This window comes from Acinetobacter guillouiae (genome assembly GCF_002370525.2).
GTDB classification, from domain to species: Bacteria; Pseudomonadota; Gammaproteobacteria; order Pseudomonadales; family Moraxellaceae; genus Acinetobacter; species Acinetobacter guillouiae.
Genome location: NZ_AP014630.1, coordinates 2,442,008 through 2,464,855, shown reverse-complemented (window position 1 = coordinate 2,464,855; position 22,848 = coordinate 2,442,008). Strand labels below are relative to the sequence as shown.

At 37.7% G+C, this 22,848-nt stretch carries 23 protein-coding genes; 17 read left to right on the top strand and 6 right to left on the bottom strand.

Annotation, left to right across the window (positions count from 1 at the left end):
* Positions 1 to 55 precede the first annotated feature (55 nt).
* The 12 genes from AS4_RS11420 to AS4_RS11365 all read left to right on the top strand — a co-directional run bounded on the left by AS4_RS11420 (position 56) and on the right by AS4_RS11365 (position 12,231).
* Complete coding sequence (locus AS4_RS11420) at positions 56 to 694, top strand: GNAT family N-acetyltransferase (protein WP_096734224.1); 639 nt, start codon at positions 56 to 58, stop codon at positions 692 to 694.
* Positions 695 to 703: 9 nt separating this feature from the next.
* Positions 704 to 1,084, top strand: coding sequence for a hypothetical protein (locus AS4_RS11415; protein ID WP_096734223.1), 381 nt, complete (start codon positions 704 to 706; stop codon positions 1,082 to 1,084).
* Positions 1,072 to 2,325: an MFS transporter gene (locus AS4_RS11410; RefSeq protein WP_096734222.1), complete on the top strand. Its 1,254-nt coding sequence runs from the start codon at positions 1,072 to 1,074 to the stop codon at positions 2,323 to 2,325. Before AS4_RS11415 ends, AS4_RS11410 begins: the two co-directional genes overlap by 13 nt.
* Before the next feature lie 10 nt (positions 2,326 to 2,335).
* Positions 2,336 to 4,612, top strand: coding sequence for a TonB-dependent receptor (locus tag AS4_RS11405; RefSeq protein WP_096734221.1), 2,277 nt, complete (start codon positions 2,336 to 2,338; stop codon positions 4,610 to 4,612).
* Positions 4,613 to 4,752: 140 nt separating this feature from the next.
* On the top strand, positions 4,753 to 6,048 hold the full coding sequence (locus tag AS4_RS11400) for an MFS transporter (protein ID WP_096734220.1): 1,296 nt from the start codon (positions 4,753 to 4,755) through the stop codon (positions 6,046 to 6,048).
* A gap of 70 nt (positions 6,049 to 6,118) precedes the next feature.
* On the top strand, positions 6,119 to 7,717 hold the full coding sequence (locus AS4_RS11395) for a histidine-type phosphatase (RefSeq protein ID WP_171478439.1): 1,599 nt from the start codon (positions 6,119 to 6,121) through the stop codon (positions 7,715 to 7,717).
* A 58-nt stretch (positions 7,718 to 7,775) separates the two neighbouring features.
* The gene (locus AS4_RS11390) at positions 7,776 to 8,450 is read left to right on the top strand and encodes an HAD family hydrolase (RefSeq protein WP_096734218.1); all 675 of its coding nucleotides are present in this window, start codon (positions 7,776 to 7,778) and stop codon (positions 8,448 to 8,450) included.
* Between the two features lie 100 nt (positions 8,451 to 8,550).
* Entirely contained in the window at positions 8,551 to 9,219 is a 669-nt protein-coding gene (locus tag AS4_RS11385; RefSeq protein ID WP_096734217.1) for a 2'-5' RNA ligase family protein, read from the top strand.
* Positions 9,207 to 9,719 carry a bifunctional adenosylcobinamide kinase/adenosylcobinamide-phosphate guanylyltransferase gene (cobU, locus tag AS4_RS11380; protein WP_096734216.1) on the top strand — a complete coding sequence of 171 codons (513 nt, stop codon included), beginning with the start codon at positions 9,207 to 9,209 and terminating at the stop codon, positions 9,717 to 9,719. Before AS4_RS11385 ends, cobU begins: the two co-directional genes overlap by 13 nt.
* 80 nt (positions 9,720 to 9,799) lie before the next feature.
* Entirely contained in the window at positions 9,800 to 10,852 is a 1,053-nt protein-coding gene (cobT, locus tag AS4_RS11375; RefSeq protein WP_096734215.1) for a nicotinate-nucleotide--dimethylbenzimidazole phosphoribosyltransferase, read from the top strand.
* Between the two features lie 30 nt (positions 10,853 to 10,882).
* Positions 10,883 to 11,494, top strand: a complete 612-nt coding sequence (locus AS4_RS11370) for a histidine phosphatase family protein (RefSeq protein WP_004821760.1) — start codon at positions 10,883 to 10,885, stop codon at positions 11,492 to 11,494.
* A complete protein-coding gene (locus tag AS4_RS11365; RefSeq protein ID WP_034616781.1) occupies positions 11,491 to 12,231 on the top strand; it encodes an adenosylcobinamide-GDP ribazoletransferase in 741 nt (246 codons plus the stop codon). Before AS4_RS11370 ends, AS4_RS11365 begins: the two co-directional genes overlap by 4 nt.
* Positions 12,232 to 12,360: 129 nt before the next feature.
* Here the strand turns inward: AS4_RS11365 and AS4_RS11360 are convergent, their stop codons facing one another.
* The 6 genes from AS4_RS11360 to AS4_RS11335 all read right to left on the bottom strand — a co-directional run bounded on the left by AS4_RS11360 (position 12,361) and on the right by AS4_RS11335 (position 19,430).
* Positions 12,361 to 14,448 (bottom strand): TonB-dependent receptor plug domain-containing protein, encoded by a 2,088-nt coding sequence (locus tag AS4_RS11360; RefSeq protein ID WP_096734214.1) that lies wholly within the window; start codon positions 14,446 to 14,448, stop codon positions 12,361 to 12,363.
* Between the two features lie 191 nt (positions 14,449 to 14,639).
* Positions 14,640 to 15,176 carry a DUF2058 domain-containing protein gene (locus AS4_RS11355; RefSeq protein ID WP_004821753.1) on the bottom strand — a complete coding sequence of 179 codons (537 nt, stop codon included), beginning with the start codon at positions 15,174 to 15,176 and terminating at the stop codon, positions 14,640 to 14,642.
* A gap of 15 nt (positions 15,177 to 15,191) precedes the next feature.
* A complete protein-coding gene (locus tag AS4_RS11350; RefSeq protein ID WP_096734213.1) occupies positions 15,192 to 15,866 on the bottom strand; it encodes a YoaK family protein in 675 nt (224 codons plus the stop codon).
* Positions 15,867 to 15,898: 32 nt separating this feature from the next.
* Positions 15,899 to 17,095, bottom strand: a complete 1,197-nt coding sequence (sstT, locus tag AS4_RS11345; RefSeq protein ID WP_096734212.1) for a serine/threonine transporter SstT — start codon at positions 17,093 to 17,095, stop codon at positions 15,899 to 15,901.
* A gap of 169 nt (positions 17,096 to 17,264) precedes the next feature.
* Complete coding sequence (locus tag AS4_RS11340) at positions 17,265 to 18,992, bottom strand: SulP family inorganic anion transporter (RefSeq protein ID WP_096734211.1); 1,728 nt, start codon at positions 18,990 to 18,992, stop codon at positions 17,265 to 17,267.
* Positions 18,993 to 19,118: 126 nt separating this feature from the next.
* Positions 19,119 to 19,430 carry an ArsR/SmtB family transcription factor gene (locus AS4_RS11335; RefSeq protein ID WP_004720219.1) on the bottom strand — a complete coding sequence of 104 codons (312 nt, stop codon included), beginning with the start codon at positions 19,428 to 19,430 and terminating at the stop codon, positions 19,119 to 19,121.
* A gap of 233 nt (positions 19,431 to 19,663) precedes the next feature.
* Here AS4_RS11335 and AS4_RS11330 point away from each other — a divergent pair, with 233 nt between their 5' ends.
* From AS4_RS11330 to AS4_RS11310, 5 genes are all read left to right on the top strand, one after another.
* Complete coding sequence (locus tag AS4_RS11330) at positions 19,664 to 19,921, top strand: hypothetical protein (protein WP_096734210.1); 258 nt, start codon at positions 19,664 to 19,666, stop codon at positions 19,919 to 19,921.
* A 6-nt stretch (positions 19,922 to 19,927) separates the two neighbouring features.
* Positions 19,928 to 20,671, top strand: coding sequence for a zeta toxin (locus tag AS4_RS11325; protein WP_096734209.1), 744 nt, complete (start codon positions 19,928 to 19,930; stop codon positions 20,669 to 20,671).
* 407 nt (positions 20,672 to 21,078) lie between these two features.
* Entirely contained in the window at positions 21,079 to 21,495 is a 417-nt protein-coding gene (locus AS4_RS11320) for a YeeE/YedE family protein (RefSeq protein ID WP_096734208.1), read from the top strand.
* A 2-nt stretch (positions 21,496 to 21,497) separates the two neighbouring features.
* The gene (locus tag AS4_RS11315) at positions 21,498 to 21,908 is read left to right on the top strand and encodes a DUF6691 family protein (RefSeq protein WP_096734207.1); all 411 of its coding nucleotides are present in this window, start codon (positions 21,498 to 21,500) and stop codon (positions 21,906 to 21,908) included.
* A 6-nt stretch (positions 21,909 to 21,914) separates the two neighbouring features.
* Positions 21,915 to 22,781, top strand: a complete 867-nt coding sequence (locus AS4_RS11310; RefSeq protein ID WP_096734206.1) for an MBL fold metallo-hydrolase — start codon at positions 21,915 to 21,917, stop codon at positions 22,779 to 22,781.
* Positions 22,782 to 22,848: the final 67 nt, after the last annotated feature.

The window sequence follows — 22,848 nt, the reverse complement described above, 5'->3', positions numbered from 1 at the left end:
ATTTAACACGAGTCAAAAGCTCAATAATCTAACAAATACAATAAAGGTGACAGTGATGAAAACCTTATCACAGCAATTACCAGATTTTTATGAATATTATGAGAGCGGCAATCAGTTTTATTTACGTCAAGTGAAATACCCTGATGATATGGCTTTATTACATCAATGGATGCATGAACCGCATGTGATTCCACAATGGCAACTGAATAAATCAGAAACAGATCTGAAGGTCTATTTTGAAAAACAATTGGCTGATGATCATCACCGCTTACTTATCGTTGGTGTCGAAGGACAAGATGTGGGTTATACCGAAATCTATGAAGCAAAACGTGATCGATTAGGTCGTTATTATTCTGCGCATGAACTAGATTTAGGCTGGCATTTGCTGTTTGGTGAAATATCGGCATTTGGTAAAGGCTATCTTCGAACAGTTGCCCGTTTATTAAATTTTTACATTTTTGAATATACAGACTCGTTGAAAATCGTAGGTGAACCCGATTCAACAGTTAAACCCTACGCAGCAGTTGTCAAAGAAATGTGTTATGAGGCTCAGGGTATTGTTGCAATGCCAGAGAAAGATGCGATGTTATATTATTGTTTTAGAGAAACTTTTTACCAAAAATTTGGTGAATATTTAATCCAATCTCAGCAATATTTAGCACAAAAACAACAAATACAAAATCCAGTAAGTTGAATTTGTCCTATGAGTTATCAATCTATACATATTCAGATCAAAGAGATGATTTTCGCCAAAGATGTCTCGATCGTTGAATTTCAGTTTTGGTTGGCTGAAGTTGAAACATTTCTACGCCAGCAGCAAAATTTTGTTTTGGTGATGAGAAGTGCTAAAGGGACTACATTTCCAGAGGAATACCGTCAGATTCAAGCGAGGTGGTATAAAAAAAATAAAGCCAATTTTTTTAAATACTGCGTGGGTTTAGTGCGGATAGCGTTAGATCAAGCCGATCTAGAACGACTCAATACACCAGCATTACATGTTGCATGGCAGGTTCCTTATTATGTGACATTAGATCGCTCGGATGCATTGCAATGGTCTGTACAGAGGTGGCTATGCAACGCATAAATAATTTATCAAACCAATCTGTTACTCAACAAGTTTCCGTACTTAGTCTAGGCGTTGTGGTTGTTTTATATTTAGCCCATGCCTTGCCTTTGTATTTTTACAATGTGGCATTGCCTGCGATTTTAAGGCATCAAGGGGTAGACCTACGCTGGATTGGACTATTGTCATTACTTTATATTCCATGGGCATTCAAATTCTTTTGGGCACCACTTATTGACCGCTTTTATGTCAAAAAATTAGGCAAACGTAAAACGTGGCTGCTGTTTACTCAAATTGCTTTGGTTTTAGGTATTGTTGCACTTGCATTGACTCAGTTTTCTTATGGGCTGCTGGTCTTTGTCATCATTGGTTTATGGATCTCCACTTTTGCAGCGACACAAGATATTGCCATTGATGGATATACCGTCGAAGCATTTTCACCACAAGATTACCGTTTTGGCAGTATGGCGCAAAGCATTGGTGTTGCTCTTGGAAGTATGCTCGGTGGTGCTGCAACACTTTGGCTGTATCAATATTATGGGTGGCAAACAGCACTGATTTGTTTAGCGACCTTGACGACTTTGACGATGTTTGCGGTTTTTCAAATACAAGAAAAAAACTCAGAACACGTAATTAAAAACCCGCCGAGCTTAATTCGAGCATTTAAACGCCCTGAAATTCGTTGGGCATTACTTTTAATTGTTTGTTATCGCTTTGTAGAAGCCCCCGCAATGGCAATGCTCAATCCAATGCTGATTGATCAAAAATGGTCACTTTCACAAATTGGTGTGTTGATGTCGGTGGTGGGTGCAGGAGTTGGATTGCTTGCAGCCGTTTCTGCTGCATTGCTACTCAAAAAGCGAAATGCAACACAATTACTAGTTTGGGCTGGATGGGTGAGAACGCTGTTATACGGACTTTTGGGAGTCGCTATTCTATTCGGCTGGTTAAATCAGTGGCATCTTTTGCTGGGTGTTTTCGTGATTGCATTTCTTGCGATTCGTTATATCGCAATGACCTCTTTATATGCATATTTCATGCAGAGTAGCTCAAAAGCGCAAGCAGGGACCGACTTTACAATTTTGGTGTGTTTTGAATTGCTGGTCTATTTTATTGGCGGGGCTGGCTCAGGTTTTCTGGCCAAATCATTAGGTTATGGCAATTTTTATATTGTTCTAGCTATTGCATCTGTAGTGAGTTTGATTCTCTCACAACTCATTATTTCCAAATCACAAAAAACTCTAAGATCAGAGATGTTGTAAGGGATAAATCATGAAAAGAACATCAATTCAAATACAACTGACGTGTTTAAGTTTGGCTATTGCGACACAGATCTATGCGCAAGAGCCTACAACTCAAAAAGTTGAAAATACTGGGTCAGACGTAAAAAGTCTAGCCCCCATCGTGGTCACGGCAACACGTTCTGCAAAAAGTATTTCAGACATTGCAGGGACGGTGTATCGCATTGAGCGTAGCGAAATTGAAAAGCAAGCCAATGCGGGTAAAAGCACGGCAGAAATTTTAGGGCTATTGGTTCCTTCACTCACGCCAAATACTGGTACAACCTCTAACTATGGCATGACCATGCGCGGCCGTGTGGTGCAATATATGATTGATGGGATACCACAAACAGGTTCACGGGATGGATCGCGTCAGCTCAATAGCATTCTTCCTTCAATGATTGACAGAATAGAAGTTGTGTCTGGGGCAACGAGTATTTATGGCTCAGGTGCAACAGGCGGTATTATCAATATCATTACCAAAAAAGGCGGTGACGAAGCTTTAAGTTTTGAAACCAAATTGGGGCTAACCTCAGGGAATAATTTTAAAGGCGATGCCTTGGCTTATGAAGCTTCACAAAATGTTTCGTTTAACCAAGAACGCATCAAAGGTAATTTGGGGGTTGGCTATGTTAAACGGGGTGAAATTCAAGACAGTCGTGGCGATCGTATTGGGCCTGAGGTTGCGCAAACAGATCGTCAAGATACCCAAACCCTTGATGTCAATGGACAACTCACTTGGAACATTTCAGATCAACAGCACTTAACCGTTGGCGCACAATATTATAATGATGAACAAGACAGTGATTATGGACCTGATTATGGTCAGGGTTTATCTGTCATATTTAGAGGAGCTACACCCAGTTTAAAAGCATTAAAAGGCTTACAACTCGAAGACCAACCTAGAACAAAACGCTGGTCAACGCACGCCCAATATAATCATAATGATGTATTGGGGCAAAGCTTAACCTTGGAAGCTTACTACCGTAAAGAGCAGGCAAGATGGTTTCCAACCGCAGTAAGTTTACCGCATCCGCAATTACCTCCTCCTAATAGAAGTATTCCTGTTGTGATGCAGTCCAATACCGATATTAATATTTGGGGATCACGTTTAGCCTTACAGAAAGATTTTAAAGTTGCAGATCGGGCTTTAGGGTTAAGTTACGGTTTAGATTTTGAAAATGAGAAAAATGGTCAAGAAGGGCAAAGGTATGATACTAATACTTTTATTGCGAGTAATGGCTTAAATCATAAAGCGACAAAAAACTATGCGATGGGACCAGATGTTCAAGTGGCAAAACTGGGTGCATTTGTTCAAGCGAATTATGCAGTTACGGATCGTATAAATATACAGGCAGGCGTGCGTAACGAACGAATTAATAGTGATGTCAGTGATTCTACCCCGTACCCTGAAAGTATTGTCGCTGACTTCGATCCTAGCTATACGGCGAAAAGTTTAAAAGGTGGTGAAGTAAAACATAATGCGACTTTATTTAATTTGGGCGGGGTTTATCACTTAAATGATACGCAACAAATTTTTGCTAATTTTTCTCAAGGCTTTAGTATTCCAGACGTACAACGGATGCTGCGAGATGTTCCAGCAAGTTTTGTTGTGACCAGTAATAATATTGATCCGATTAAAGTGAATAATTATGAACTCGGCTGGCGCCTACAAGAGCAAAATGGACTCAATCTAGGGCTGGCTGCTTTTTATAATGATTCTGATAAATCTGTGAGGTTTAATGCTGCCCCAAATTTTAATATTGAAGTGATTGATACCGATGAACGCATTTATGGTTTGGAAGCCAATGTAAAATATGCAATTTCAGATATGTGGAATATGGGAGGAACCATTGCTTATACACGAGGTCAATTTAAAAATATACTCGGTGATTGGCAAGAGCTTGATGCTGTACGGGTTGCACCACTGAAAGGCACGCTATTTTCAGAATGGCAATTTGCAGATGATATCAATTTACGCGTACAGACTTTAGCAATTGGGGGTACAGATCAGGCTGCTAAAGACTATGTCAATCCATTAAATGACCGCAGTATTCGAAAACCCGCTGAGATTAAGGGGTTTGCGATTATGGATGTGATCACCAGTGCAAAAGTAGGCCCAGGCAGATTAGGTTTTGGCGTTTATAATGTATGGAATACAGATTATAAAACGGTGTTTAGTCAAGCGGTTGCGCCAACCTATGGGGCCATTTCAAGTTTGGCTGCACAAGGTCGTAGCTACGGTTTAACTTATACGCTGAAGTATTAACCCAGATAAAGCCTCTTTAAAATTTGAAAGAGGTTTTTTATTGAGCAATATCTCGATGAAAAATACTGAATCGTGGGTAATTATATAAATCCAATAAAAATTTTCCTAATCAGTCAAGTCTGATATTTTAGAAGATTCAAATGAATAAAAATAATGATATTTGGATGATGGCAACCTTACTCAACGGGATCAGCTTATCCATGATTTTACCTTTACTCGCACCTCTTATTCGTCTATTAAAAATCTCAGAGCTTCAGGCAGGTCTGATGGTGTCTGCCAGTGCATTGCTGATGAGTTTGACTGCAATGTGGATTTCTAAAAAACCAAATCTTCAAAATCATTATTATTTATTGAGTATCGGTTTTATTGGAATGAGCATAACTTGGGGGCTATTTGCAGGGGTATTAAGTTATGGACTAATGTATAGCTTGCCAATTGGACTACTTTTCACTTTATTATTGCTTACACGAAGCAGTATTGGCTTTTTTATGGCAATGCCGCAAATCGCATTACAAAGTTATGTGATGACGCGATATTTAGATGAAACGACACGCAGTCAAAAGATGGCAAGCTTTGGTGCCTTAAACAGTGCAGGGCTAATTTTAGGGCCATTTTTAACCACATTACTCATTATTTGGGGAATATTGATTCCTTTGTGGCTCGCCGTATTACTTTTGACTGTCATGAGTATGCTGATTGTATGTTTATATCAACACAACGGGGAAAATGCTCAACAGTCACATTCAAAAAGTCATGCTCCAAACCATTCGGCTTTAACCTATCATTTTGATGAAGATCAGCATATCCAAGACCCACTTTTACAAAAAGAGATTTCTCAGCAAGATTCTAATCATTCGCAATTGGTTCGTCTGAGTGATGATGATCTAAGAAAATCAATGATTTGGTTGATCCTCGGATTTAGTTTATATATCGCGATTATTACTTTGAATTTAACTGCAGGTTTTTATATTCAAGATAAATTTCAATTTAACATTCAGCAAAGCGCCCTCTATTTTTCTCAATGTTTGTTGATTGTGGGGATTGTATCGGTTTTGATGCAAATTGCGATTTCTAAATGGCTAAACTGGTCGTTAACACAGCTTTTAATGGTTGGATTAAGCTCAATGCTGATTGGGTTGATCTTGTCAATTTATACCCAGCAGATCGTGATTTTTCAGTTGGCTTATGTGTTTTATGGTATCGCTGTGGCATGTCTAATGCCTGCATTTACCACAGGTGCATCACAATCAGTTTCGATAAATTTGCAAACTAAAATTGCTGCTTTATGCACCATGGCGCAAGCGCTCAGTTTAGTTGTTGCACCATTAATGAGCACAGGGCTGTACCAACTTAACATTATTTTCCCATATTATTTACTGCTTAGTATTTTCTTATTGCTGTCTTTTTATTTTGTTGTTTTTAAATGGAATAAATAGAGGATGGTCATACCAGTGTCATGTTCTTTGATTAGTTTGCCTGCATTAAATCAAATATGACATTTCAATGATGAAACCATTTAAAATTAAACATTCGCTAATCATTTGTTTTGCTTCAGGACTATTTTTAACAGCCTGCAATAATGATCATGATGAAAATTCAACTGTTGTTACGCCACCTAAGGCAGATACATCACTTTATTTACAGACTAAACAACCCTATCAACCACAGCAGAAATTAAGCAGCTATGAAGCAATGCCCGCAGGTTATCGTGCAGTTTTTACAGAATTAGTTGCTCGACATGGTTCACGAGGTCTATCGAGTATTAAATATGATTTAGCTTTATACAACATGTGGTTAAAAGCAAAACAGGAAAATGCCTTAACGCCATTGGGTGAACAATTGGGTGCTGATTTAGAAGCCATGATGAAAGCCAATATTCTATTGGGTTATGGAGTGGAAGGTATACGCCAGTATGGCTATGGCAACGAAACTTCTGTAGGTATTAAAGAACATCAGGGTATTGCAGATCGCTTATTACAACGCTTACCACAATTGTTTAATCAAGCCAGTCAACAAGGTAAATCTGTACAGATCGTTAGCTCGGGTGTGGATCGTGCGGTGGACAGTGCTAAATTTTTTACCAATGAATTGTTGAAACAGCAGCCAAGTTTAAAGACTGCAATTACACCAGCAAGCTATCAAAGCCTCAACAGTACCTCTATACCAAGTATTGTCGATGGCGGGGTAAATCGCTTTCATCTGTATTTTCATAGTTTAAATGCACAAGACGATTTGGCCAATGTCAAAACGGATTTAGACAAAACAGTCTATGCGGCTAGTTTAAAATATCAAGATTTTGAAGAGAATGACGTTAACTTAAAACAAAAAATAAAAGAGTTAAGTGCAGATCCTAATGCGCAGAAAATCGCAACAGAAGTATTAAACCCAATTTTTAAAACAGCGTTTATTCAAAAAATTGGTCAAACTGGCTATAGCTTTAGTAATTCAGGATCATTCACTGTAACAAGCCCTAAAGGTGAACAGATTACTGAAAAAGGAAAGGGGAAAAATACCATTGCCAGTGCAGTAGATGCTGCTGCTTATGTGTACGAGTTGTATTCAATCACTGGCGGAATGCAAGACGAGCTTGGGGCGACAAATTTTAAAAAATATATGCCAATTGAAGCGGCTAAGTTTTATGCGCAATATAACGATGCCAATGATTTTTATAGTAAGGGCCCAAGCTTTGATACAGGCAAAGCTGTAACAACAGATATTGCCAAATCACTCAAACAGGATTTATTTAAACAAGTTGATGATGTTATGAGCAATACACAAAAGAATGTTGCTGTATTAAGATTTGCTCATGCTGAAATCATAATCCCTTTAGCCACCAGCTTAGAGTTAAAGGGGATGATGCAATCTGTGCCCTTGACGCAGACGTTTAATTATTCAAATAGTGCGTGGCGTGGTGAAGATATCTCACCGATGGCAGCAAACTTACAGTGGGATATTTATCAGAATTCGCAAGGGCAGACTTTGTTAAAAATGCTCTATAACGAAAAAGAGATTGCTTTTAAAAAAGATTGTGATTATGCCCGCTATAAAGTAAACAGCTATTATTATGATTATTTAAAGTTGAAACAATGTTATAGTATTCAATAGATTGCTATAAAATTTGAGGGAGAACGGGTTTCTCCCTTTTGTTTATAAAAGGAACACTGTGAAATTCCAGCAACATACGATTCAAGCTGCTATTTTTGATATGGACGGTACGATGCTGGACACTGAACGGCTTAGGTTTGATGTGTTAAAACAAGCGTCTTTGGAAATCATCGGTGTAGAATTTAGCTTAGATTATTTGATGCAATGTTTAGGGCTTAATGCGTTAAGCTCAGAACAGTTAGCACAAAAGTTTTATGGCCAAGATATCCCTTACCAGCACATTCGGCAACGTGCTGAACAAATTGAACTTGAGATGATTTTGTCGCAAGGCGTACCAGTGAAAGCTGGACTTTTAGAAATATTAGCTTATTTGCAATCTCAAAATATCCGATTGGCTGTCGCTACATCGAGTACCCGAAAAATTGCTGAAAAATATTTAAAACTTGCAAAAATTGATCATTATTTTACCTTGTTGGTCTGTGGCGATGACGTGATACAAGGTAAACCACATCCAGAAATTTTTAACAAAGCCTGCACCTTATTAAATCTAAATCCGCAACATAGCTTGATGATTGAAGATTCTGAAAATGGGATTACTTCAGCACATTTGGCTGGGGGAGTAACAATTTTGATTGAGGATATTAAAGCGCCAAATCAGACCATGCTGGCAAGAGCAGATTACTACTTTGAATCTATGTTGGATTTTTATCAATCAATCATAAAGTCTGACTGAATAAAATTCATTTTCAATTGAACAACACTCAGTCAATTCAAGATTTAAACATGATAATTACGTGCTTTAATAGAAGCATTAAAATTAATGTGAATTTGATGTGTTTTTAGGTTCTCAAAGTTTAACAACTCCAACTGAGACACATGATTATCCCGAGTGGCATAAAGGGAGAAAACACTACGCCTTATGGTATATCGAAATTCATCATCCTGAATTATTGGCTTATTTAAGCGATTTAACAGAAAAATTCTCAAACTATTTATTGCACCCCAATACACGCCAATTTCATATCACATTGTATATTTGTGGTTTTCTAACGGAAGATAAAAAGCAATTTGATGATGATTTTATCCAAAGCAAATTTCAACAACAGCTTAAAATTTTGAGCCAAAACCAGTTAAATAGTTTTAAATTAACAACAGGAAAAATAAATAGTTTTAGCAGTGCTTTATTTATAGAAATTCAAGATCATGAAAATAGCCTAAGCAATATTCGACAATTATTATCCTATCCAAGCCATGAAATTGCTGCTTTAGATTATTGCCCGCATATCACCTTAGGTTTGTATTCAGCTGAATTTAAAGCGCAACAAATATTTAAGGCTATCGAAACGATTGATCAAAAAAGTTTTGAAATTGGCATTGATCAGCTTAATTTTGGTATATATCAAGCGCAAGTCTTACAGGGGCCTTTAGCTACGTTACATCAGCTTATACTCAATCCGAAAAAAACAGATGGATCTTGGAAGTCAAATTTATGTTGCAATTAATCCTAGGTGGTGCGCGTTCAGGCAAAAGTAAATTAGCTGAACAGATCGCAAAAGACTCAAATCTACAAGTTGTTTATATTGCTACTGCCCAAGCTTGGGATGATGAAATGCGACAACGTATTTCACACCATCAGACACAACGACCTGATGCATGGCGACTGATTGAAGAACCACTTTATCTAGCCGATTGTTTAAAACACATAGATCAACAAGAACAAGTGATTTTGGTGGATTGCTTAACCTTATGGATGAGTAATTTATTGATGCATGATGACTCAAATCTTCAGCGCATCGAATGTGAAAAATTGCTGAAAATTCTACCTACATTAAAGTCTAAAATTGTTTTAGTTAGCAATGAAACAGGACTAGGTGTTATACCAATGGGTGAAATAACTCGAAAATTTGTTGATGAATCAGGACGTTTACATCAACTATTAGGTCAAATAGCTGATAAAGTAGTGTTTTGCATCGCAGGTTTCCCGATGTTATTAAAAGGATAAATATTGTGATTTTTATCATATAAACTTGAGCATTTTAACGATTAACAATGAACTTTTAAAATATGAGATGGAGAGCAACAATGAATTGGTGGTTAGAAGCATGTAAAGTGCCAAACGCAGAAACAAAACAGCAGGCTGAAGAACGTCAATTGCAATTGACCAAGCCAACAGGCTCACTGTCTGTTTTGGAAAATGTCGCCGTGCAGTTGGCTGCTTTGCAAAGTAACTCAAAACCCAATGTAGATAAACCTTGGATTGCGATTTTCGCAGGTGATCATGGGGTAATGGCTGAAAATATTTCTGCATATCCACAAGCGGTAACTCGCCAAATGCTGCAAAACTTTGCAACAGGTGGCGCGTGTATCAGTGTAATTGCTAAAGAATATGCTGCGATCTTACAAGTCATTGACTGTGGCACGGTAGGTGAAGCTTACCAATATCAAGGCGTTGAGCGTCATAGTATTGCTCAAGGGACTGCCAATTTTGCTCAACAAGTGGCAATGACTGAGCAACAATGTCAGCAAGCCATGGTGCTGGGTCGTGAGAGTGTAGAAAAAGCCATTGCACAGGGTGCTTCAATTTATATTGCTGGAGAAATGGGGATTGGAAATACCTGTTCAGCTTCAGCGATTGCATGTTTCTTATTAAATGAACCTGCTGAGCAACTGACAGGTGTAGGCACGGGGATTCGCGCTGATCAGTTGATTCATAAAAAAAATATCATTCAGCATTCACTTGAATTACATAAAAATTATGTTGAAAATGATGCATTTAAAGCTTTGTGTGCTGTAGGTGGCTTAGAAATTGCTGCAATGACAGGAGCTTATATTCGCTGTGCTCAACTCGGGATGCCTGTAATTGTTGATGGTTTTATTAGTTCTGTGGCGGCATTAGTCGCGGTACGACTCAATCCTGAAGTTCGACAATGGATGTTGTTCGGTCATCAGTCTGCTGAATATGGGCACCAACGCCTATTACAAGAATTGAATGCTGATCCATTATTAAAGCTTAATTTACGTTTAGGGGAAGGCAGTGGTGCGGGTGCTGCTTTAGGTGTAATTAAGCTGGCATGTAGTTTACATAACAACATGGCCACCTTTGCAGAAGCTGCGGTGGTTGGCGAGAAAGTTTAAATTTATTCATAATTCAAAAAGAGCATATGCATGAAACTGAGGATTGATCTATTACGTCACGGGGAAACTACGCTGAATCATACTTTGCGTGGTTCGACTGATGATGAATTGACAGAATTGGGCTGGCAACAAATGCATCAGACCATTTCCTATGATCAATCCTCTGTGCAAACACAATGGGATTTTATGTTTAGCTCGCCTTTAAAGCGCTGTTTCTCATTTGCACAGAGACTTTCTGAACAAGTTCAAATACCACTGATGCAAGATCATCGATTACAAGAAATTCATTTTGGTGATTGGGAAGGTATTTCAACACAGCAGATTTATGCAAAAACGCCTGAGTTATTGGAAAATTTTTGGCAATCTCCGACACGTTATACTCCACCAAATGCTGAAAGATATTTAGATTTTCAGTATCGAATTAAGCAAGCATTACAAGCGATCAAAGAGCAAATGCTGATTACACAAAGCCAAACAGCTTTGATTGTGACGCATGGTGGTGTGATTAAGCTTTTAAAATGTATGGCGCTACAACAATCTCTTGATGATATTTTAAAAATGTCTGCTGAGCTTGGGCAATTAAATCGCTTTATGTTGGACAGCGAAACCATGCAGTTAGAGTTATTGGAGAGCAATAAATGACCCCATTTTTTATTGCATTGCAATTTTTAACGATTTTCCCTGTTTATTTAAAAAATATGCCTTCGCCAAAACAAAATGGTCAGTCACTGCTATTTTATCCAGTGATTGGGCTTTTGATTGGTTTGGTTCTGTTTGCCGTTGCCAGTTTTCTACATGTTTTGCCTGTAGTTTTACTCAGTACCATTATTCTGGTCATCTGGATTTTGCTCACAGGTGGCTTACATTTAGATGGTTTAGCGGATACTGCGGATGCTTGGGTCGGTGGCTTTGGTGATAAAGAAAATACCTTAAGAATTATGAAAGACCCAGCATGTGGACCGTTTGGTGTGCTGAGTTTAATTGTTATCTGTTTGATTAAATGGTCTGCACTGTATGTGTTATTACAGGAACAACACTATACTGCTTTGATTCTATTTCCTATTTTAGGGCGTTTAACACCATTATTTTTATTTCTGACCACTGAATATGTCCGTGAAAAGGGCTTAGGCTGGTCCATTGCTCAATATATTCCTAAAACTTGGGCAATGATTATTTTTGGTATCAGTTTATTGGGTGCGGGTTATTTTGTTTGGGTTGGTTTAGTGACGGCGACAATTTTTATCCTCACCTTAATTTATCTACGCTATAAGTTTATTCAACGAATCGATGGGATTACGGGTGACACCATTGGTGCCAGTATAGAAATCGCAGAAACCGTCTGTTTACTCTGTTTTATCATTTGTGGTTTTTATATTTAATCAGATTAAAAAAACCGAAGTTTTTAAAACTTCGGTTTTTAAATTGATCACTTATTTATGTTTATCTACTCATTATTTATCAATAAATAATTGATAAAATTTTGATTTATCTACCTGTACTAATCAAAATTAGAATTTTTTCTCTACACTGAACAAGAAGCTTGGAATAGCATCATTGACCCGAGCTTCATATAAAGCACCATCACTTTGATTATTTAAGCGTTCTTTGTAATCTGTACTCAAAATATTACGAGCACTCAGTGTGGTTGCCCAGCCTTTAGGGAAGCGTTTTGTCGCACTAATATCCACATTTACACGTTGATTGGTTGTACGATCATAGGGAAGATTGTCTAAAGCGCGGGTAAATTCAGGCGTGTAGCTTAGATTAATACTGCTTGCCAATTGCCAAGGCTGGTAATTGTATGAAACGCCTGTACTTGCTGTATAAGGGGCAACATCACTGGCTAAACGGGTATTATGGTCGGTATCTTCGATTTTGGCGCGTACCGTCGATAATTGTCCATTCAACATAAATGAATGACCATTTTCGGTTTGTTTTAAAGCATAGCGACCTGAAATTTCTACGCCATAGGTTGTTGCTTGGTCTTGGTTATACGGACGTTCAACAAAGCGTGTGCCTTCTTGACGAATCACTTTTTCGATATAATCATCAATATCTCGATGAAAAGCCGTAATATTTACGCCACCTGCAGTAGTGTTGTAACCCAAGGTTGTTTCCAGTGCGGTAATTTTTTCAGGTCGAAGATTGGGATTACCACCACGGTCTGGGTTATTGATAGAGCCTGCATCAGCATCTGTTGAAATGGAAACAGTCGGCATGAGATTGTTACTATTTGGACTTTTAAAGGCGCGACTAACATTGGTTTGCAAAGACCATTGATCGTTAAAGTCTAAACGGTGTGCAAGCACAGGGCTGAGGTTTTGATCACTGTATTCAACCAAGCCTGAACGTTCTAACCATTCCTGACGTGCACCCACGGTAAGCGTTTGACGTTTTGAAAACTTCCAACTGCCTTCCAAATAAAGTGCGTAACGTTGCTCATCTAATGTATCAGCAATATTGCTTGCTAGCGCATTGGCACGCGCATCAAGTCCAAATTTTACTTGTTTGCTTTCGTCAAACTTGCGTACCCCATCATACGCTAAGCCATATTCATTCACAGTTTCATCAATATAAGAACTGTATTGATTGGAACGAGTGGATTCAGTTTCATTTTGCTTTTCAATAGACAAGCGGACTTTGTCTGAGTCACCTTTATCTTTACGCTCATAACGGGTATTTAAACGAATACTGTCATTTTTATCATTTTGAACTTGATTACTACTAGAGCCATCACTTTCATTCTTACGATAAAAAATTTCTGAAACCAGTTTTTGTTGATCATCAATTTGATATTCAACACGTGGTGCAAACATGGTATTTGTACGATTGGTAGTGTGTATTTGTTGGCGTGTACCATTTATATTTTCAATTTCTGTGCTTGATTTGCTGTCATTCCACATTTGATTGGCTGAAACACTGTAAATCCATGCACCATCACGCCCATCTGCTTGTACACTGATATTTTTACGCTGTTCTTCTTTTTGATCCGATTGGGTGATGCCATATCCTAATTTCACATTGCCACTAATTCGAGCATCGTCTAAGGGTTCTTTTAAAATGATATTGATCACTGCGGATGAGGCAACTGAGGCTTGAGCTACACTAGGTTGTTTGGTGATTTCAATTCGTTCAATCATTTCAGGCGTAATTGAGTCAACAATAGACATACCACCACGTGGTCCACCTTGTACGGCTTCACCATTAATCAAAAATACTGGTGCGCCACCACCACGAAAACGCATGCTGCCTGAACCGCTTGATCCACGTGGTCCTTGTCCAGGTGTTGGCATTTGAAAACCTGCTGCACGTCTTAAAGCATCATTGACCGATTGATCGCCGAATTGCAGCATTTCTTCGCGTGTCACAATGGTTTTAGCGACAGCACTGATATCAGGATCTTTAGTAGGTGCTTGCTCTGCTGCAAAAACCAAGGTTTTTAATTGTTTTGGTGATTCATTTTCTTTAAGTTGAGTCGCTTCAGTGGTTTTATTTGCAGATATTGTTTCATCATTTGCAAGGCTTGCAGAGGTGATGGCGAATATTGCAAGGCTTAAAGTACTCAATGTACCCCAGTAAAGTTTTGTACGGTGCATGTTGCATCGTTCCGTTTATGTAATTTCGCGTAAGATTAGCGCACAATTATGTAGAAATTTTGAGGAAAAGCGCATGGATGAAAAATAAATTTAATGCTGAATTTTTTTATTTAAATCAAAAAAAAGCCTAATGATTGAAGCATTAGGCTGATGAAATTTCTAAAATATAAACTGAAAAATAGAACAGGGGATTACCACATCAAGTCATCTGGAATAACATAAGCAGCATAAGGATCTTCCTCATCTGTCACTTGTTCATTCTTCTCAGAATTATTGACAATAATAAATCCAGTCATTTTTTCATTGATACGTTCACCCAAAGCTTTGGGTAAAATTGCGTAGGCATCATTATTGTCATGTGCAATCACCAAACTGCCTGAAACCAAGGCATTATAAACTTGCTGATTGATATAGATTTTCTTAACCGAACCATCGATAAACTGATAGACCGCATCGCCATCTGTATCTGTGATTTTATGTTGACCAATCATTTGGATAATTGAAGCTTTTAAGGCTTTTTCATCTAAAATGCGTTGTTTCTCTTGATTCAGCGCTTGGTCTTTACTGATTTTCTCTTGTTTGTCTTGTTCAATTTTAGCTTTAAGCTCAGCTTCATTACTCTGACCTGTACGTTGCTCGTGCTGTGCCTGCTTTGACAATTTCTTTGCTTTTTTATTATCCACTAAGCCAGCTTTGAGTAACTGTGCTTGCAATGCGTTTTTGACCATAACAATAACCAACCATTAAATGTGTTTCGAACCATGCCGAAAATAAATAAACCAATACGTTAAGCTGAGTATTAAACTTAATCCAGCAGGGATAAGGAATGAATTTAATTGTAAATAAGGATACACGATACTGGCAATCAGCCCACCCAGAATAAATCCGCAAAGAATCAATAAATGTAATGTGACACGGCGCTTTTCAATACCGAGGCCTCGAAAAAGATAGCCTAAAGCCAAACCAAGATCGGTTAAAACCCCTGAGAGATGAGTGGTGCGGATAATCGTACCTTTATAGTGACTGACCATGGCATTTTGCATTCCCATTGCGGTACTTGCCCAGAGTAAAGCATATTTGGGATAATAAGGAATAAACAACCAGCAAAGTAAAATAAATACACTGACAAGACTCAGTGGAACACCATATCTGCGTCCGAGTTTAAAATTGCTATTGCCTAAAATAAAGCCACTATAACTTGAACCAATCACATAACTGAGCATCACCAGCAAAAGATAAAGTACATGATCATATTGTTGATGAATAAGCGCTTGCGCAAATAAACTGGCATTGCCCGTCATATGAGAGATGGATTGATGAAGGACGGTAATTAAACCAAGTACATTAATTATGCCTGCATTGACTGCAAGCATAAACGCACCTAGTTGAATCCAAACGGGCAAATACTGTAGAGGCATAATTCCTTCTTTTTGTTCATATACGCTGTATATTACTTTTTAGAAAGATCAACTGCTGCTGTAAATAAGACATCAGTCGAGGAATTCAATGCTGTTTCTGTTGAGTCTTGAAGCACACTAATCACCATACCAATTGCAATCACTTGCATTGAGATTTCTGAAGGAATACCAAATAAACCACAAGCGATAGGAATTAACAACAACGAACCACTTGCAACACCAGAAGCACCACATGCTGACGCAACAGATACGATAGATAATATCACCATAGTGACAATATCAACCTGAATACCAAGTGTATGTACAGCCGCTAGGGTCAGTACTGTAATTGTCACAGCTGCACCCGCCATGTTAATTGTTGCACCTAAAGGGATTGCAACGTTTGCAGTGGTATCATTTACCCCTAAACGTTTTGCCAAGTCAAGGTTTACTGGAATATTGGCGGCAGAACTACGGGTAAAGAATGCAGTGATTCCACTTTCTCTTAAACACTTTAGCACCAACGGATACGGGTTTTTTCGCATCACGACAGCAACAATCAGTGGATTGATAACAAGTGCAACAAAAAGCATAGTGCCTACAAGTACTGCAATCAAGTGTGCATAATTCTTTAAGGTTTCTAAACCCGCTTGTGCAAAAGTTGCAACAACCAGACCAAAAATACCTACTGGTGCAAAAGCAATCACGACTCGAATGATCGCGCTAATTGCATCTGCAACATCTGTAATGACTTGTTTGGTAGTTTCTGAACCATGACGAAGTGCTGCACCTAAACCTACAGCCCATGCTAAAATTCCAATGAAATTCGCTTCATGTAGTGCTGTTATTGGATTGGTAATAAAACTAAGGAGTAAATTTTTTAATACTTCCGCTACGCTACCTGGTGGCTGTAAAGCTGCATCACTTGCATGGGTAAAAATTAAAGTGCTTGGAAACATCATGCTTATGGTAATTGCACTAATGGCAGCCAATAGCATACCTATAGCATATAAGCCAAGAATTGGTTTTAAATTACTTGCACCTTCACCAACTTTAAAGTTAGCGATTGAAGCAAGAACCAATACAAATACAAGAATTGGCGCAATGGATTTTAATGCTTTAATAAAAAGCTCGCCTAAAATAATAAAATATTGGGCTGAATTGGGGAATAGATACGCAACTATAAAACCAAGAATAATGGCAATAAGAATACGAGTAACTAAACTTAAACGTGCTAGGACAGCAAACATGTTGAACCTTTATGCCTAAACTGGTCTAAAATCGATGAACAAGCCGCGTATTCTATACCTAAAAGCGAAAACTTAAATAATACAATTTCGCCATAAAAATTAAGATATTAAAAAATATGTAGCTTTTTTAGCAATGATAATAAAATTTGTTGATAAATTAAACGATTTTTTAACTAAATGTTTGAGCATCCAGTTGATGCATGGCTTGATAATGCGTTAAATAAATATGTCCACTAAGTTGTCGAATTAAATTGGACTGTTTTAAACGATCCATGACTGGGCCTTTGACTTCAGTGAGATGCATTTGGATTTTTAGTTTATTTAAATCACTGTTAATTTCTTCCAAAGTTTCTAAAGCGCTTGCATCAATATTACTAATACTTGAGCAATTGATCACCACGTGATGTAGCGCTGGATGTTTGCTGACTTCTAAAATGATAAACTCTTTTAAGGTATTGGCATTTAAAAAACTTAGATTTTCATCAATACGAATAGACACAATATTGGTACTCGTCAAAACGTCGTGTCTTGAAATATTACGGAAATGTTGCGTGCCTTCAACTAAGCCAATGACGGCAATATGGGGGCGGCTAATACGCCATAACAACAATAGGAATGTAGAAACAATACCAATAATCAAACCTGTTGAAATATCGATACACAACACCCCAAAGAATGTGACCCACATGGCAATCCCATCAGCTTTGGAATAACGCCATGTTTCGATGAAGGGTTTAAAATCAACCAATTTCCAAATGGATACCATAATGGTGACAGCGAGAATCGCTAAAGGAAGTTGTTTAAATAAACCGGTAAAATATAAACTCACAATCACGATAAAAATTGAAGATAACACACCAGCCATAGGCGTTTTTGCGCCTGCATCTGCATTAACCACTGTACGTGATAAACTGCCAGTCACAGGAAATGCTGATGTGACACCTGCACTAAAGTTGGCTAAACCCAGTGCAATCAGCTCTTGATTACTATTGAGCTCACTACGTTGTTGAAATGCTGTGGTCTGTGCAATAGAAATAGATTCGACAAAACTCACCATGGTAATCATGGCTGCACCGGGTAAAAGTTGGATCACCAAATCCCAACGCCAGTAAGGCATGGCAAATGGTGGAAATCCCGAAGGAATCTCCCCCACAGTTTTGATACCAAATTGGTCTATATGCAGGAAATGTATCAACGCAATCGAAATAAACACCAGAACCAAGGGCAGTGCTTTCACCCAGAATTGTAGAGAATGTGCAAAAGATTGGCATAACTTAGATTTAAAAAAAACTGGGATGTAAATCAAAAACACAATCGCAAAGACACCAAAAATCAAAGTTTCAATACTAGTGAAACTAATGTATTGCCATAGGCTTTGAATAAACTCGATAACATTGCCAGATTTTAAGGGTACATCGAGCATAAATTTAACTTGGCTGAGTGCAATCAATACTGCGGATGCGATGATAAAACTCTTAATCACAGGATGGCTGATTAAACGGATTAAAAAGCCGAATCTAAAAATTCCCAGTAAGCTTGAAAGTATGCCGACAAGAAGTGCCAATAAACATGCTGCTTGAATATATACAGGTGAACCCACCTCATAGAGCGGTTCAAGCGTAGCAAAGGTCATCATGGAAATCAGCGCAACAGGACCAATAGAAAGCGTTGGACTGCCACCAACAATGGCATAGATGATCATGGGTAAAATACTGGCATATAAGCCAGTCACAGGAGGCAACCCAGCAACCATGGCATAAGCCATACCTTGTGGTACAAGCATTGCAATGACGATTAAAGCAGCAAGTAGATCAGCCCTAAATTTAGGGACATTATAGTCTTGTAGCCATTGCCATGCAGGGAGTATCTTACTGAGTTGAACTTTAGGAGCAGCCATTGGAACTTCATTAGCATATTTTCATATATATTATGCAGAAAAAATGCTAAGAAAAATAGCGACAACTAACTTATATAATGATTTGTTTATTTTTATTTTAAACTTGCATAGACGCCAAGATGTGTATTAAACCTGTGGGCAATACAAATCATATAAGGTTGTTAATACTACTGTCAGTTTTTGATCTTTAATAGAATAATAAATTTGCTTCCCATCACGACGTGTTGAAACAACATCACTTTTACGTAACATCATCAATTGTTGAGAGAGCGTCGGTTGATTAATCTGAGTTTTTTCTTCTATTTGCGAAACATTTAACTCTTCTTGAGCAAGATGGCATAAAATGAGTAAGCGATCTGTATTGGCTAAAGATTTTAAAATAGTCACGACTGATGCAGCTGATTCACGCATTACATCAATTTCAAGATCACTAGACATCGGTAGGTTCCATCCATTATTTAATACAGTATAACTGTGTCAGTGCATATCGTATGGCTTTTAGCTTATGTTTTTTGATGAATTTCTAAATCAATTTTGTGAATATATCTTCACATTCTGTTTTAACTTTCTACAGAACTAGATTTTCTCTGTTTACAGTTGAATAAATAGACAAAAATAAGTGATATGTTAAGATGTAACTACAGCTAAAAATCAAGCTGAGGATATTTGACATGACGACATTTACAGCAATGAAGACGACATTACGTGAGGAAGCAACGATTCCAGTGCTTGCTATCGATGCGTTTAGCGCGGCATTTAATCATGCAAGTCAGTCAAACGCTACAATAACTTATGTAAAAGATCAACAGCTGGTCCAACAAAGCAATGGTGAAATCAAAGTTGTTGAAGATTTATCTTCTGCCTATGTGGTTCCCAAGCTTAAACACAGTGTGTTAAAACGTAGAAAGAAACAAGAGGTGATGGCATAACTTTATATGCGACAGCCGAGAATAAGAATGTTTGCTGGTCCAAACGGATCAGGTAAAAGCACAATTAAAGACTATTTAGCGCCCCATCAGATTGGGGCATATTTAAATGCAGATGAGCTTGAAAAACAATTATCTGCGACTCAAAGTTTGTGTTTAGACGATTATCATCATGATTTATCTAGCGCAGCGTTACTGAAATTTTTAAAACAAAAAAAACGTAAAAAGAATGACCAAGTCGTGCCGCTATTATCCTCAAAACCACAAATTGTGGATGGACTCATTATATTTAATCGAGATGAAATCGACTCCTATCTTTGCGCACGTATTATCGATTTTATTCGGATGGAATTTTTAAGGTTAAAAATAAGTTTCACTTTTGAAACTGTGATGTCGCATATCAGCAAAATTGAGTTTCTACGTGAAGCTCAGAAACAAGGCTTTAAAACGTATCTGTACTATGTGGCAACCGTTGACCCAAAAATTAATATTGGACGTGTGCAATATCGGGTCGCTACAGGTGGCCATGCTGTACCTGTGCAGAAAATCTGTGAGCGCTATTATCGCAGTTTAGATTTATTGATGCTGGCAATTGAAGCTTCAGATCGTGCATATATTTTTGATAATTCAACTCACGGTGAAAAAGCAGCTTTTATTGCAGAGATCGAAAAGGCTGAAGTGCTAAAACTAAATCCTGTTGTAGAGTATTTCCCTAAATGGTTTGTAGACAAAGTATTGAATGAATTTAATTAATCTGATGATTAGATCTGTTTGATAAAGCAAAAAAAGATCATGTTGAGTGAAACATATTGGTATTGAAAGTTTCTTCTTCGTTTGGGATAAGGCTAGCATGAAGGGGATTTTATGTTGATTTATCGTTTTAAAAAGGACTGATGAAAGAAGCCTATTGGCAAAATATTCAAAAAATCAAAATAAATTATAAGTTGATAGTTATTATTAACAAATATGATTAAAGCCATTCAGTGATTTAAATCAAAACTAAAAAATAAGCTGTGCAATTCTCTAGCAAAGCATATAGCGATTATATTTGCAGTTATGCCTTTGATTTGCATATTTCTATATATCATTATCTGAAGATGAGGTTGATTAATTTAAATAAATATATATTATAAAAACATATATTGTATGGATTTAAAGCAATGCATGGTTTTATATTGGCCTTTTTGGGTGGAGTTCTACTTGGTCTGGCTGTAGTTGGCTACTTATTTGTAAATGGTCGTGTTGCTGGGGTAAGTGGTCTAATTGCACAAGTCCTCAATCCACACAGAATTTTTAAAACACCTGCTTTGTGGTTTTTATTGGGCTTATTCAGCACACCATTTATCTATGGAGTGATTTTTAATCCTGAAATCGTGATGCTAACGACAAGCCCAATTTTACTTGTCATCGCAGGTCTATTGGTTGGCTTTGGCACACGATTAGGATCAGGCTGCACCAGTGGTCATGGAATTTGTGGGATAAGTCGTTTGTCTAAACGCTCAATTGTCGCAACCTGTACCTTTATGCTGGCTGGATTTATCACTGTGTATGTGATGCGCCATGTGATTGGAGCTTAATCATGAAAAATATCTTTGCATTTATCTTTGGCGGGCTATTTTCTGTAGGTTTAATGCTTTCAGGTATGTCGAATCCAGCAAAAGTCATCGGTTTCTTAGATATATTCGGCCAGTGGGATCCAAGTCTAGCTTTTGTGATGATTGGTGCAATTGTAGTTGCATTTATTCCTTTTCAAAAAGCGATACGTCATCCTGTGACTGTGTTTAATGAAGTGATCGAATTACCAAAAAATACCCAACTCGATACAAAGTTAATTGCAGGCGCTTTCATTTTTGGTGTAGGTTGGGGAATTGCTGGAATTTGTCCAGCACCCGCATTTACATTGATTGGTTTAGGTCATTATCAAGCCCTATATTTTATTGTTGCCATGCTGTTTGGCGTATTGATTCATCGCAAAGTGACAGGAGCATAATTTTTTATGAATCCATTTGTACAAGATTTTTTTGATGAAGCCAGTAATACCTTTAGTTATGTGGTGGTCGATCCTGCAACTCAATACTGTGCCATTATTGATAGTGTATTGGATTATGAAGCGGCATCTGCAACAACATCGACAATACATGCAGACCATATTATTGAGTATATTCAAAAACATCAGCTTACAGTGCAGTGGATTCTTGAAACACATGTACATGCAGATCATTTAACAGCTTCGCAATACTTAAAAGCACAATTAGGTGGTCAAATCGCCATGAGTGAAAAAATTGTGACTGTTCAAGATATTTTTAGTCAAATTTATAATATTGATTATGAGGCTTTAAAAGCACAGCATTCCTTTGATTATTTATTTAAAGATCATGAGATTTTTAAGATTGGCGAGTTAGAGGCATATAATCTCCCTACGCCTGGTCATACCCCAGCTTGTTTGACCTATGTGATTGGTGATGCCGCCTTTGTTGGTGATACTTTGTTTATGCCTGATTACGGTACAGCGCGTTGTGATTTTCCAAAGGGCAGTGCGGCACAACTTTATGACTCTGTGATGAAAATTTTTAACTTAGCAGAGCATACTCGGTTATATTTATGCCATGATTACCTGTCTGAATCACGCCTAGATTATCATTGCCAAACAGACATCAAGACCCAACGTGAAGAAAACATCCATATCCATACAGGGGTGACTAAACAAGCCTTTATTGCGATGCGGGAACAGCGTGATGCTACATTAGCTATGCCGAAATTGATCCTTCCAGCCATTCAAGTCAATATGAATGCAGGTCAATTTCCAGAACCTGAAATAAATGGTATTCGTTATTTAAAATTACCTTTAAATTATTTTAGGTAAATTGCTTAAATTAAAATGTATTTATTAAATGATAATGATTTGAATTTTTGTTCAATAATTATTCGAT